Genomic DNA, 13,685 nt, shown 5'->3' with positions numbered 1-13,685 from the left:
CCCCGACCCCGATCCCGAGGAACCCGAGCCCGTCCCGCCGGAACCCGCGCCGCCCCGGCCCGTTCCGCCCGGTCCGGTCCCGTTCGATCCGGACTCGCCGGGGGCGGAGCTACCCCAGGTCGTGCTGTTCGACCGTGACGGCACTCTGGTCGACGGCGGGCCGTACTGCACCGATCCGGCGCAGGTGCGCCCGATGCCGGCGGCCCGCCGGGCCCTGGAGCTGTTACGGGAGGCGGGTGTCGCCGTCGGGGTCACCACGACCCAGCCGGGTATCGCGCACGGGCTGATCGACGAGGCGGACGCCCACGCGGTGAACCAGCGCGTCGAGGAGCTGCTCGGCCCGTTCTCGTTGTGGCGCATCTGCCCGCACGCGGTGGCCAGCGGGTGCGAATGCCGCACGCCGCGCCCCGGGATGGTGCTGTCGGCGGCCGCGGAGCTCGGGGTGCCGCCGGCGCGCGTCGTGGTGATCGGTGACCTCGGCGCCGACATGGCCGCCGCCGCGGCGGCGGGCGCGACCGGGGTACTGGTGCCGACTCCCGGGACCCGGCGGGACGAGGTGCAGGCCGCCGCCGTGGTGAGCCCGGATCTGCTCGCGGCCGTGCGCCTCGTGCTGGGGGTCACGTGAACGTCCTGCTGTGGCACCTGCACGGCTCCTGGACCTCCGCATTCGTCCAGGGCCCGCACCGCTACCTGTTACCCACGGTGCCCGGCCGCGGGCCGTGGGGCTCCGGCCGGCCGTCGGCGTGCACATGGCCGGCCCACGCCGTCGACGTGCAGCCCGAGCGGCTGGCCGACACCGACGTCGACATCGTGGTGCTGCAGCGCCCGGAGGAGATCGCACTCGCCGACCGCTGGCTGCGCCGGACCCCGGGGCGCGAGGTCGCGGCCGTCTACGTCGAACACGACGTGCCACACGAGGCCGCCGCGACCTCACGGCATCCGATGACGGATCGGGACGACATGACGTTGGTACACATCAGCCCGTTCAACGCGTTGATGTGGGACTCCGGCCGGACCCGCACCGCCGTCGTCGAGCACGGCATCCTCGACCCCGGCCGGCGCTACACCGGCGAGCTGCCCGCTGCCGCGACGGTGGTCAACGAGCCGATGCGGCACAGCCGGACCGCCGGTACCGATCTGTTGCCCGGACTGGCCCGCGGGGCCCCGCTCGACGTGTTCGGCCGGGGCACCGAGGGGCTCGGGATGCGCCTGGGCGCGGCGACCCGGATCCAGGGCCGGGGCGACCTGCCGCAATCGCGCATGCACGACGAGCTCGCTCGCCGGCGCGTCTACCTGCATCCCATGCGCTGGAGCTCGCTCGGGCTCGCGCTGATCGAGGCCATGCAGCTGGGCCTGCCGGTGGTCGCGCTCGCGACGTCCGGGGCCGCCGCCGCGGTACCACCGGAGGCGGGGGTGAGTGCGACCGACCCGGAGCGGCTCGCCGACGCGCTGCGCGAGCTCGTCGCCGATCCGGCGCGGGCCCGGGCCCACGGCGCCGTCGCCCGCGCCCACGCGGTGCGCCGCTACGGGCTGCCCCGATTCCTCCGCGACTGGGACGCGGTGCTCCATCAGGCCACTGCCGATCACCGGCGCCGGCGTCCGCGCGACATCCGGCGCCGGGCCACCCATCTGCGGGTCGTGCGGCCCGCCGTCGAACCGAGGAGGTGACGCCATGCGGATCGCGATGGTGTCGGAACACGCCAGTCCGCTCGCGGCCCCCGGCGGGCCGGATGCCGGCGGCCAGATCGTGCATGTCGGCGAACTCGCCATGGCCCTGGCGGAGTCCGGTCACGAGGTGACGGTATGGACGCGGCGGGACGCCGAGTGGCAGCCGGACTCCGTCCGCATGGCACCCGGGGTCACGGTCCGGCACGCCACCGCCGGGCCTCCGGCCCCCATCCGTCGCGACCAGATGGTCCCGCACCTGCCGGACCTCGCGGAGGCGCTGCGGCGGGCCTGGACCGCGGATCCGCCCGACGTGGTGCACGCCCATTACTGGATGTCCGGGCTGGCCGCGCTCGCCTCGGCGCGGCCGCTGCGCATCCCGGTGGTGCAGACCTTCCACGTGCTGGGCCACGTCACACGGCGGCACGAGGGCGACGCCGACACCAGCCCGGACGGCCGGGTGCTCGCCGAGCGGGCGATCGCACGCGGCGCCGACCGGGTGGTGGCGACCTGTGGGGACGAGCTGTTCGAGCTGGCCCGCCTCGGGGCCCCCCGGCGCCGGGTCGCGGTGATCCCGAGCGGTGTGGACACCGAGGCGTTCCTGCCGGCCGGCACGGTCTTCGAACCGGGGGAGGGGCCGCGGCTGGTCGTGCTCGGGCGACTCGTGCGGCGCAAGGGCGTCGACGAGGTGATCGACGCCCTGCGCCGGGTGCCCGGGGCCGAGCTGGTCATCGGGGGCGGGGCCGGTGATCTCGACGGCGACACCGACGCCGACCGGCTGCGTGTCCGGGCCTCCGTGGCCGGGGTCACCGACCGGGTCCGGTTCCTCGGCGCGGTGCGCCGCCCGGATGTGCCGGCACTGCTGCGCTCCGCCGACACGGTCGTGTGCCCGGCGTGGTACGAGCCGTTCGGCTTGGTGCCGCTGGAGGCCATGGCGTGCGGCCGGCCGGTGGTCGCGACCGCCGTCGGCGGGATGAACGACACGGTGGTCGATCAGGTGACCGGCCTGCATGTGCCGCCGCGGCGCCCGGACGTACTGGCCGCGACGCTGCGCCGGTTGCTGGCCTCCCCGGCGATGCGCCAGGCGTTCGGCGCCGCCGGCCGGACCCGGGTCGTGGCCCGCTACGGGTGGGACCGGGTCGCCGGTGCCACCGCGGACGTCTACGAGCAGGTGCTCGCCGCACGGGCCCAGCAGCAGGCGGAACCGGCCGTCCGGATCGGCCGCTGACCCGACCCCCGGACCGGTGTGCCCGTGCCGGGATCACACCGGTCGCAGCACCGGGCACAGCCGCGACACCGCGCTCAGCACGTCCGCCACCTGCACGGCCAGCAGCGCGGGGTCCGGATCCTCGGCGAACGGGTCGCCGCGGCGCGCGGCGGGGTCGGTCAGCACCACGTGCGGGCCACCGGCAGGCGGGCCCCACTGGGCCGGGTCGGTCGGCCCGAACAGCAGTACCGACGGCGTCCGGAACGCCGACGCGAGGTGGGCGGTCCCGGTGTCCCCGCTGATGACCAGGCCGGCTCCGGCGACCAGCGCGCACAGCTGCCGCAACCCGGTCCGTCCTGCCAGCACCTGGCGTTCCGGGAGGCCGGCCGCCTCGGCCACCGCCAGCGCCAGCGGGCGCTCGACGGCCGACCCGATCACGGCGACCGCGTGACCGTCGCGGTCCAGCGCTGCGACGACCTCGGCGAAGCGCTCCACCGGCCAGCGCTTCGCGCAGCGCCGGGCCCCCGGGTGCACGAGTACCGGTCGGACGGACATCCGGCCCAGCCGCGGGGGCGGGTCCAGCACCAGATCGTCGGGCTCGGCCGGGATGCCGTACCCCTTGAGCAGGGCGCACCAGCGTTCCCGTTCGTGGGCGCACCGGGCGGCGACGGTCGCCCACTCCGGCCCGTCCCAGCCCGGGGCCCGGAACCCGATGCGGCGCCGCGGCACCACCGCCGCGTCCAGAGCCCGGTAGCCCTCCGGGCCGTACCCGTGCAGGTTCACCGCGACCGTCGGCTGCACCGGCCGGCACCAGCGCAGGTCCGCCGGTGAGGTTGTCGGCAACAGTTCGTCGACCGCGCCGGTCAGCGCGGCCACCGGGGCCAGCGAGCGGGGCGCGGCGAGCACCATCCGGTATCCGGGATGGGCCCGGCGCAGCGCGCGGAGGGTGGGAACGGCCACCAGCAGGTCGCCGAGATGCAGTGTGCGCAGCGCCAGCACGGCGCTGGACCCGGGCCGTTGCACGGCCGCCGGTTACCCACCGCGGGACCCGGTAACCGCTGGCCGCCCTGCCCGCGTTCGGCCTGCGCCGCGCGTGGTTGACCGCTGTCGTCGCGGGTATCCGGCCCGGCGTCCCACCGCCGTCCGACGAGGAACCCCCGTGCCGGATCGCCGCTCCCCGAAGTCCTTCGCACCCGCGCTCGTAGGCACGTCAGCGCGGCCGACGGGCCCGATCAGGCCGCGGCCGCACGCGTCGCGCTCGCCGCGGCCCGGCTCGCCGCGACGAGCCGGGCGGCATGAGCCGTCGCGGGGCGGGTACGTCCGAGGCCATGACCGGATCGCTGACGTTCGTGGGCACGGCGACGACCGTGCTGCGGCTGGGCGGGTTCACCCTGCTCACCGACCCCAACTTCATCCACCGCGGACAGCGCGTCCACCTCGGCTACGGCCTGACCAGCAAGCGCCGCACCGACCCTGCGCTGGGCCCGCACGACCTGCCGCCGCTCGACGGCGTGCTGCTCTCGCACCTGCACGGCGACCACTTCGACCGGGTGGCCCGCGACCGGCTGCCCCGGGAGCTGCCGATCATCACCACCGAGCACGCCGCGCGGCGACTGCGCCGGTGGGGCTTCCGGGCCGTCGCCGGCCTGCCCACCTGGCAGGACTGGGGCATCAGCCGCGAGGACGAGCGCCTGCGGATCACCGCCGTACCGGGCCGGCACGGGCCGCGCGGGGTGCACCGGGCACTGCCGCCGGTGATGGGTGGCGTCCTCGATCTGGAACGCGGCGGGCGCCGGGTTCTGCGTGTCTACGTCACGGGTGACACGTTGTGCGTGCCGGAGCTCGACGCCGTGCGCGAACGGTTCGGCGACATCGACGTGATGGTCGTGCACCTCGGCGGCACCAAGCTGCTGGGGATACTGGTGACGATGGACGGGCGGCAGGGCACGGACCTCGTCCAGCTGATCCGGCCCGGCTCGACGGTGCCGGTGCACTACGACGACTACGGGGTCTTCCGCTCGCCGCTGTCGCATTTCACCGACGAGATGCACCGTCGCGGCCTGGGGGACCGGCTGCGTCTCGTGCACCGTGGCCAGACGGTCCCGCTCGGGTCGTTTCAGGGGGCCGCTCCCGGGTAGCCCTGCCGCCCCACCCGGGTGGTCGCCCGACCCCTCCCCGTGGCTCCCGCTCGTCCGACGGGGAGACGAGGCCTGCCTCGCCGACGCCCCCATCGTCGGCGGGGCAGACTGCCTCCCAGGGTCCGCCGCTCAGCCGACGGAGGCCCGATCGGCCCCGCCGGACTCGGCGTCGGCCGCGCCCGGGCGGCCGGAGGGCGGGGGACCAGCCGATCCGGGCTGCGGCCCGGCCTCCACGCCGCCGTCCCCGGACCAGCCGGTCACCGCTCCTTCCCCGGCGTGTTCGCACTCGGTGCCGCTGTCCTCGTCGTCGACGGCGGACTTCGCGCTGAGGGGTTCGGGGTCGTCCTGGACGTCCAGTTGCAGCACCCCGTCCCGCACGTCGATCACGACGCGCTTGCCCGGCCCGACCCGGCCGGCCAGCAGCATGTCGGCGAGCCGGTTGTCGACCTCGCGGCGGATGGTGCGGCGCAGCGGCCGGGCACCGAAATCGGGCTGGTAGCCGAGCTCGGCCAGCCAGCGGACCGCGTCCGGGGTGAACTCCACCCGGACGCCCTGCCCGGCGAGCCGCTCCCGGGTCTCGTCGAGCAGCAGCTCGGTGATCTCGGCCAGCTGCTCCTGGTCGAGACGGCGGAACACGATCGTCTCGTCGATGCGGTTGAGGAACTCCGGCCGGAACACCTCGCGCAGCCGCGGCGTCAGCCGCTCCCGCAGCACGGCCTCCTCGCGGGACTCGGCGTCGGTGGAGCTTCGTTCGGCGGTGCTGCCGAAGCCGAGCGTGGTACCCCGGTTGGTGATCAGCTCCGACCCCACGTTGCTGGTCATGATGATCACGGTGTTGCGGAAGTCGACGGTGCGACCCTGGCCGTCGGTGAGCCGCCCGTCGTCGAGCACCTGCAGCAGGGTGTTGAACACGTCCGGGTGTGCCTTCTCGATCTCGTCGAGGAGCAGCACGGAGTAGGGCCGGCGGCGCACCGACTCGGTGAGCTGGCCGGCCTCGCCGTAGCCGACGTACCCGGGCGGCGCCCCGACCATCCGCGCCACGGTGTGCCGTTCGCTGTACTCGCTCATGTCGAGGCGCACCATCCGGTCCTCGTGGCCGAACAGCGTGACGGCCAGCGCCCGGGCCAGCTCCGTCTTGCCCACGCCGGTGGGGCCGAGGAACAGGAAGCTGCCGACCGGCCGGTCCAGGTCGCCCAGCCCGGCACGGGCCCGGCGGATCGCCTCGGCCACCGCGTGCACTGCGTCGTCCTGGCCGACCACCCGCCGGTGCAGCTCCTCCTCCAGATGCACCAGCCGCTCCCGTTCGGCCTGGGTGAGTTGCGAGATCGGGATGCCGGTGGACCGGGAGACGACGTCGGCGATGTCGGTGACGTCGACCTTCGGCACCTGGGCCCCGGCGGCGCCCATCCGTTCGAGCTCCGAACGCACCCGGGCGATCTGGTCGCGCAGTTGGCTGGCCCGCTCGTACTGCTCGTCGGCGACCGCCTGGTCCTTCTCGTACATCAGCTGCTGCAGCCGCCGCTCGGCCCCGCGCCGGTCGCTCGAGGGCGTGCGGGTCCGCAGCCGCACCCGCGCTCCGGCCTGGTCGATGAGGTCGATCGCCTTGTCGGGCAGGAACCGGTCGGTGATGTAGCGGTCGGAGAGCTCCGCGGCCGCCTGCAACGCACCCGTCGTGTAGCGGACCTGGTGGTGCGCCTCGTAGCGGTCCCGCAGCCCGCGCAGGATCTGGATGGTGTCCTCGACGCTCGGCTCCGGGACGTGCACCGACTGGAACCGGCGGGCCAGCGCGGCGTCGGACTCGATGTGCCGGCGGTACTCGTTGAACGTCGTGGCGCCGATGACGTGCAGCTCACCGCGGGACAACGCCGGCTTCAGCAGGTTGCCGGCGTCCATCGTGCCGCCGCCCTCGCCGCCGCCTGCGCCGCCGCCGCCCGCTCCGACCATGGTGTGCAGCTCGTCGATGAACACGATGAGCTCCTTGCCGTGCGTGCGGATCTCCTCGATGAGCTGGCGCATCCGCTCCTCGAAGTCCCCGCGGTAGCGGGTGCCGGCGACCACGCCGGACAGGTCGAGCTGTACGACGCGGCGCCCGAGCAGCGTGTCGGGGACGTCGCCGTCGACGATCCGCTCGGCGATGCCCTCGACGACCGCGGTCTTGCCGACGCCGGCCTCCCCGATGAGCACGGGGTTGTTCTTCCGCCGCCGCGACAGTACCTCGATCGTCTGCTCGATCTCGTCGGCCCGGCCGACCACCGGGTCGAGCTGCCCGATGCGGGCCAGGGCGGTGAGGTCCTGGGAGTACTGGTCGAGCGTCGGGGTGGCGCTGACCATCGACTGCTCGGGTGGGCTGCTGCTGGTGCCGCTGGTGCCGCTGGTGCTCGCGGCCGGGCGCGAGGCCCCCGCCGAGGTGGGGGAGAACCGCGACTGGGCCAGCAACTGGCCGGCCTCCGACTCGTTGTTGGCCGCGAGTGCCAGGAGCACGTGCTCGGGCCCGATGTAGCTCGAGCCGAGCGAGCGGGAGATCTGGTGGCCGTCCAGCAGCGCCCGCTTCGCGGCCGGGGTGAGCACCGGGGCCCGTCCGCTCGGCGCGTCCTCCCGGGGCAACCGTTCCTCGAGCACCCGGGCGATCGCGTCGGGGTCCGCACCGGCGCGGGCGAGCCACTGCCGGGTCGGTTCGAGGCGGGTGGTCGCGAGCAGCAGGTGCTGGGCGTCGAGGTCGTCGTCACCGCGCTCCATCGCCTGCTGCGCCGCCGTCGCCATCAGCTCGCGGGCGCCGGCGCTCATCAGCCGGGTCAGGTCGATCCGGTGCACCGAGCCGATGTGCTGATCGCCGGAGCCCGGGCCGCCGCCGGAGCCCGGGCCGCCGCCGGAGCCCGGGCCGCCGCCGGAGCCCGGGCCGCCGCCGGAGCCCGGGCCGCCGCCGGAGCCCGGGCCGCCGCCGGAGCCCGGGCCGCCGCTGGAACCCTGACCGCCGCTGGAACCCTGACCGCCGCCGGAACCCTGACCCCCGCCCTCACCCTGGTCGCGGCCTTGACCCTGGTCGCCGCCCTGATCCTGTCCGCGGTTCTGACCCTGTTCCTGATCGTGTCCGTAGCCGTGGCCGTCGTCGGGCGGCGCGCCGGGGCCACCCGGCCCGAAGAAGCCGGTCATTGGTGTCTTCCTTCCGCCGGGGAAAAGGCTCAACTGCGTTCCCGTTGGCCCGCGTCCGAAACCGTGGACGGGCGGTTGGCCCGGCCGCAGGCGGGTACCGATCCGGCGAGGACCGCTCCCTGCCGGTCCGGCCGGGCCCGCGCCCGGGCGCGTGAGCCGGCTGTGCCCCGTGACCCGGCCCGCGACCCGGCCGTGACGAGCCGGCAGCGTCCGCTCCGCATCGGACCGGAGCCGATGCACCGCCGGTGTTTCGCCGGCGGGACCTATGGGGCATGAGGGAGGTGTGGGAGCGCGGGAGTGGATCGAGAGCTGGCCCGTCTATCGGCAGCTGACCGGTGACGATCCGCTGGGGCGGGGCGTGGCCGCGCGGTCGGCGCGGACCGACGCGAAGCAGGCCCGCACCACGCAGGCGGACCGGGTCACGAAGTCGGTCTGCCCGTTCTGCGCGGTCGGCTGCGGGCAGCAGATCTTCACCCGCAACGGCGAGGTCACCCACATCGAGGGCGACCCCGACTCACCGATCAGCCGGGGCCGGCTGTGCCCCAAGGGCTCGTCGACGCTGAGCCTGGTCACCTCGCCGCAGCGGGCCGACAAGGTCCGCTACCGCCGCCCGCACGGCACCGGGTGGGAGGACCTGGACCTCGAGACGGCCGTCGACATGATCGCCGACCGCGTGCTGGCCACCCGCGCCGCCACCTGGCAGGACGTCGACGACAAGGGCCGGCGGCTGAACCGCACGATGGGCATCGCGAGCCTCGGAGGAGCGACCCTCGACAACGAGGAGAACTACCTCATGAAGAAGCTCTACACCGCCCTCGGCGCCATCCAGATCGAGAACCAGGCCCGAATTTGACACAGCTCCACCGTCCCCGGTCTGGGGACCAGCTTCGGTCGCGGCGGTGCGACGAATTTCCAGCAGGACCTGGTCAACGCGGACTGCATCATCATCCAGGGCTCGAACATGGCCGAGGCGCACCCGGTCGGTTTCCAGTGGGTGATGGAGGCCAAGCGCCGCGGCGCCACGGTGATCCACGTCGACCCGCGGTTCACCCGCACGAGCGCGATGGCCGACCTGTACGTCCCGATCCGCGCCGGCACGGACATCGCGTTCCTCGGCGGCCTGATCAACCACGTGCTCAGCACCGGGACGTACTTCGAGGAGTACGTGCGCGCCTACACGAACGCCCCGATGATCGTCCGGAAGGACTTCCGGGACACCGAGGACCTCGACGGCCTCTTCTCCGGCTTCCACGAGCAGTCGGCCCGCTACGACGTGCGCAGCTGGCAGTACGCGGGCGCCGACGTCGAGGCGTCGGCGGGCCGGCGCGACGAACTCGCCGGTCCGCCGAGCGAGGCGGGTGGCCCCGGGGGGCACGAGGCGGCTGACGCGGAGCAGGCCGGGTCGGGTGGCGCGCCGTTCCGCGGGACCCCGACCCGCGACGACAGCATGCAGAACCCACGGTGTGTCTTCCAGGTGCTCAAGCGGCACTTCGCGCGCTACACGCCGGAGATGGTGCACGAGATCTGCGGCATCCCCCCGGAGACCTTCGCCCGGGTCGCCGACGCGCTGGTCCGCAACTCCGGCCGGGAGCGCACCACCACGTTCGCCTACGCGGTGGGCTGGACCCACCACACGGTCGGCGTGCAGTACATCCGCACGGCCTCGATCCTGCAGTCGCTGCTGGGCAACGTCGGCCGCCCGGGCGGCGGGATCCTCGCGCTGCGCGGGCACGCCAGCATCCAGGGCTCGACCGACATCCCGACGCTCTACGACCTGTTGCCGGGCTACATCCCCATGCCCAACGCCCAGCGCGAGCAGAACCTGACCGACTTCGTCGAGGCGAATGCGGGCGACAAGGGCTTCTGGGGCGACATGGACGCCTACGTGGTGAGCCTGCTGAAGGCCTGGTTCGGCGACGCGGCGACGAAGGAGAACGACTTCTGCTTCGACCACCTGCCCCGGCTCGACGGCGACCACAGCACGTTCCACACCGTGATGGCCCAGATCGAGGGGAAGGCACCGGGCTACTTCGTGATCGGGGAGAACCCCGCGGTCGGGACGGCCAACTCACGGATGCAGCGGCTCGGCCTGGCCAACCTCGAATGGCTGGTCGTGCGCGACCTCAACATGATCGAGACCGCGACGTTCTGGAAGGACGGCCCGGAGATCGAGACCGGGGAGCTGCGCACGGAGGACATCGGCACCGAGGTGTTCTTCCTGCCCGCCGCGGCACACACCGAGAAGGACGGCACGTTCACCAACACCCAGCGGCTGCTGCAGTGGCGGCACAAGGCGATCGAGCCGACCGGCGACCGCCGCAGCGACCTGTGGTTCTACTACCGGCTGGGCCGGCGGATCAAGGACAAGCTCGCCGCCTCGAGCGATCCGCGGGACCGTCCGGTGCAGGACCTGACCTGGGACTACCCCCTGCACGGCAGCGGGGACCGGGCCGAGCCGGTCGCCGAGTCGGTGCTGCGCGAGATCAACGGGACCGGGCCGGACGGCCGCGCGCTGTCGGGTTACACCGAGCTCCGGGCCGACGGATCGACCACGTGCGGTTGCTGGATCTACTCCGGGGTCTACGCCGACGAGGTCAACCAGTCCGCCCGGCGCAAGCCCGCGGCGGAGCAGGACCTGGTGGCGGCGGAATGGGGCTGGGCCTGGCCGATGAACCGCCGGATCCTCTACAACCGAGCCTCGGCGGATCCCGAGGGCCGGCCGTGGAGCGAACGCAAGGCCTACATGTGGTGGGACGCCGAAGCCGGACGATGGGCCGGCCGCGACGTCGTGGACTTCCCGGCGACGACGCCGCCGGACTACGTTCCGCCGGAGGGCGCCCGGGCCGCGGCGGCGATCGGGGGAGCCGAGCCCTTCGTCATGCAGTCCGACGGGCGGGCCTGGCTGTTCGCGCCGGCAGGGCTGGCCGACGGGCCGATGCCGGCCCACTACGAGCCCGACGAGTCCCCCGTCGGCAACGCGCTGTACCCGAAGCAGCGGGCCAACCCGGCGCGCCGGCGGTTCGACCGCCCCGGCAACCGATCGCACCCGGAGCCGGACACCGCAGCCGCCGGGGTGTTCCCCTTCGTGTTCACCACGTTCCGGGTCACCGAGCAGCACACCGCGGGCGGGATGAGCCGCTGGTCGGGCTACCTCAACGAGCTCCAACCGGCGATGTTCCTGGAGGTGTCGCCGGAGCTGGCGGCCGAGCGCGGGCTGCACCACGGTGCCTGGGCGCACGTGGTCACCGCGCGATCGGCCGTCGAGGGCCGGGTACTGGTCACCGAACGGGCCACGCCGCTGCGCGCCGGGGGCCGGACGGTGCACCAGATCGGCATCCCGTGGCACTGGGGGCCGAACGGGCTGAGTACCGGCGACGCGGCCAACGAACTGCTCGGCGTCACGCTCGACCCCAACGTCCACATCATGGAGACCAAGGCCGCGACCTGCGACATCGTGGCCGGGCGGCGTCCGCGCGGGCCCGCCCTGGTCGAGTACCTGGCCGCCTACCGGCGCCGCGCCGGCCTGGAGGAGACGCCGTGACCGAGCTGACCGAGCTGACCGAGCGGCCCGAACTGACCGGGCGCACCAGGGGACCGCGCGGCAACAGTCTGTACGGCCCGCTGGCCGACCCCTCCGCCGACGCGGGCTACCCGGCCGGCCATCCGCCGCGCGTCGGCTTCTTCACCGACACCAGCGTGTGCATCGGGTGCAAGGCCTGCGAGGTGGCGTGCAAGGAGTGGAACGCGCTACCCGTGGACAGCCCGGCCGGCCCGGGCGACCCGGCCGGACCCGGGGCCGACGGGGACGTGCTGGGCCTGACCGGGATGAGCTACGACAACACCGGGGCGCTCGGCGCCAGCACCTACCGGCACGTCGCGTTCATCGAGCAGACGGTCCCGGCGCGAACCGCCCGGGGCGTCGACCTGGGCATGCCCGGGTCCGGGCCGCCCGGCGCGGACGGAGACGCCGGTGATGCCACCGAGGTCCGCTGGCTGATGTCCTCGGACGTGTGCAAGCACTGCACGCACGCCGCCTGCCTGGACGTCTGCCCGACCGGCGCCCTGATCCGCACCGAGCACGGGACCGTGCTGGTTCAGGACGACATCTGCAACGGGTGCGGCTACTGCATCCCGGCCTGCCCGTACGGGGTGATCGACCAGCGCAAGGGCGACGGCCGGGCGTTCAAGTGCACCATGTGCCAGGACCGGCTCGGGGCCGGGCTGATGCCGGCGTGCGCGACGGCGTGCCCCACCGAGTCGATCCAGTTCGGTCCGCTCGACGAGTTGCGGGCCCGCGCGGCGCAGCGGGTGGACGCGCTGCACGCCGCCGGGGTCTCCGCGGCCCGGCTCTACGGGCACGACCCGGACGACGGCGTCGGGGGCGCCGGCGCGTTCTTCCTGCTCCTCGACGAACCCGAGGTCTACGGCCTGCCGCCGGATCCGGTGGTCACGACCCGAGACCTACCGTCCATGTGGCGCCACGCGGCCGCGGCCGCGCTGACCGTGGCCGGGACCGTTGCCGCCGCCTTCCTGGGAGCCCGCCGATGACCCGGACCATGGGACGCCGCGGCGAGCGGCTGATGGTGGAGAAGGCCGAGTTCGGCACCTACTACGGCCGGCCGATCATCAAGCCGCCCGTCTGGAAGGTGCCCGACGTCCCGGCCTACCTGTACCTCGGCGGGATGGCCGGAGTGACGGCGACGCTCGCCGCCCTGGGCGACGCGACCGGGCGTCCGGAGTTGCGCCGGCTCGGCCGGGTCGCCGCGGCCACCGGAGCGACCGCCAGCGTCGGTGCGCTGATCCACGATCTGGGCCGGCCGGAGCGCTTCCTCCACATGATGCGGGTCATCAAGCCGACGTCGCCGCTGTCGGTGGGCTCATGGATCCTCGCGCCGTTCGGCACACTGGCCGGCGCGTCCGCCGCCTCGGAGCTGACCGGCATCGCCCCCGGGCTGGCCCGGCTGGCCGGGGCCGGGGCGGGCGTGCTGGGCCCGGCGATGACGACCTACACCGCCGTGCTCCTCGCCGACACGGCCGTGCCGGCATGGCACGAGGCGCACCGGGAACTTCCGTTCGTGTTCGCCGGCAGCGCACTGGCGAGCGGCGGCGGCGTGGGCCTGCTGGCCGGCCGTGACGCCGGCCCGGCGCGCCGGGTCGCGGTCGCCGGGGCCGCGCTGGAGATCGCCGCGACGGCGGTGCTGGAACGGCGGATCGGGCTCGCCGCCCGGGCCTACACGACCGGCCGGGCGGGCGTGGTGCTGCGTGCGGCGCAGGCTGCGACGGTGGTTGGTGCCGCGGGGGCCGCGCTGTCGGGCCGGGTCCGGGGCCGGCGTGGCCGGCTGCTCTCCTGGGCGTCGGCGGCTCTGCTCAACGCCGGTTCGGCGGCGACCCGCTACGGGGTGTACGAGGCCGGGATGGCCTCGGCGCGCGACCCGGAGTACACCGTCGTGCCCCAGCGGGAACGGCCGGCGGAGCGGGAACGGCCGGCGGAGCGGGAACGGCCGGCGGAGCGGGAACCCCACGCC

At 74.5% G+C, this 13,685-nt stretch carries 9 protein-coding genes; 7 read left to right on the top strand and 2 right to left on the bottom strand.

The window, feature by feature from the left end; genetic code table 11:
- From HF519_RS26490 to HF519_RS26480, 3 genes are all read left to right on the top strand, one after another.
- On the top strand, nucleotides 1-625 hold a 625-nt coding region (locus HF519_RS26490; RefSeq protein WP_246245228.1), incomplete at its 5' end, for an HAD-IIIA family hydrolase.
- A complete protein-coding gene (locus HF519_RS26485) occupies nucleotides 622-1,668 on the top strand; it encodes a glycosyltransferase (protein WP_169415715.1) in 1,047 nt (348 codons plus the stop codon). The genes HF519_RS26490 and HF519_RS26485, both read left to right, overlap by 4 nt.
- 4 nt (nucleotides 1,669-1,672) lie before the next feature.
- Complete coding sequence (locus tag HF519_RS26480; RefSeq protein ID WP_169415714.1) at nucleotides 1,673-2,893, top strand: glycosyltransferase; 1,221 nt, start codon at nucleotides 1,673-1,675, stop codon at nucleotides 2,891-2,893.
- Nucleotides 2,894-2,926: 33 nt separating this feature from the next.
- On the opposite strand, the gene HF519_RS26475 is transcribed toward HF519_RS26480, so the two are convergent.
- On the bottom strand, nucleotides 2,927-3,895 hold the full coding sequence (locus HF519_RS26475; RefSeq protein ID WP_312860366.1) for a glycosyltransferase family 9 protein: 969 nt from the start codon (nucleotides 3,893-3,895) through the stop codon (nucleotides 2,927-2,929).
- 305 nt (nucleotides 3,896-4,200) lie between these two features.
- Between HF519_RS26475 and HF519_RS26470 the strand changes: the two genes are divergently transcribed.
- Nucleotides 4,201-5,010 carry an MBL fold metallo-hydrolase gene (locus HF519_RS26470; RefSeq protein ID WP_169415713.1) on the top strand — a complete coding sequence of 270 codons (810 nt, stop codon included), beginning with the start codon at nucleotides 4,201-4,203 and terminating at the stop codon, nucleotides 5,008-5,010.
- Between the two features lie 129 nt (nucleotides 5,011-5,139).
- On the opposite strand, the gene HF519_RS26465 is transcribed toward HF519_RS26470, so the two are convergent.
- Nucleotides 5,140-7,794 (bottom strand): ATP-dependent Clp protease ATP-binding subunit, encoded by a 2,655-nt coding sequence (locus tag HF519_RS26465; protein WP_438826444.1) that lies wholly within the window; start codon nucleotides 7,792-7,794, stop codon nucleotides 5,140-5,142.
- 649 nt (nucleotides 7,795-8,443) lie between these two features.
- On the opposite strand from HF519_RS26465, the gene fdh reads away from it, so the two are divergent.
- From fdh to nrfD, 3 genes are all read left to right on the top strand, one after another.
- A complete protein-coding gene (fdh, locus tag HF519_RS26460) occupies nucleotides 8,444-11,701 on the top strand; it encodes a formate dehydrogenase (RefSeq protein ID WP_169415711.1) in 3,258 nt (1,085 codons plus the stop codon).
- Between the two features lie 68 nt (nucleotides 11,702-11,769).
- On the top strand, nucleotides 11,770-12,708 hold the full coding sequence (locus HF519_RS26455) for a 4Fe-4S dicluster domain-containing protein (RefSeq protein ID WP_438826443.1): 939 nt from the start codon (nucleotides 11,770-11,772) through the stop codon (nucleotides 12,706-12,708).
- Nucleotides 12,705-13,685 (top strand): NrfD/PsrC family molybdoenzyme membrane anchor subunit (nrfD, locus tag HF519_RS26450; RefSeq protein ID WP_246245226.1); only part of this gene is annotated, 981 nt, incomplete at its 3' end. The genes HF519_RS26455 and nrfD, both read left to right, overlap by 4 nt.

This window comes from Pseudonocardia bannensis (genome assembly GCF_012911875.1).
GTDB lineage: Bacteria > Actinomycetota > Actinomycetes > Mycobacteriales > Pseudonocardiaceae > Pseudonocardia > Pseudonocardia bannensis.
This window is presented reverse-complemented; position numbering and strand designations above follow the sequence as displayed.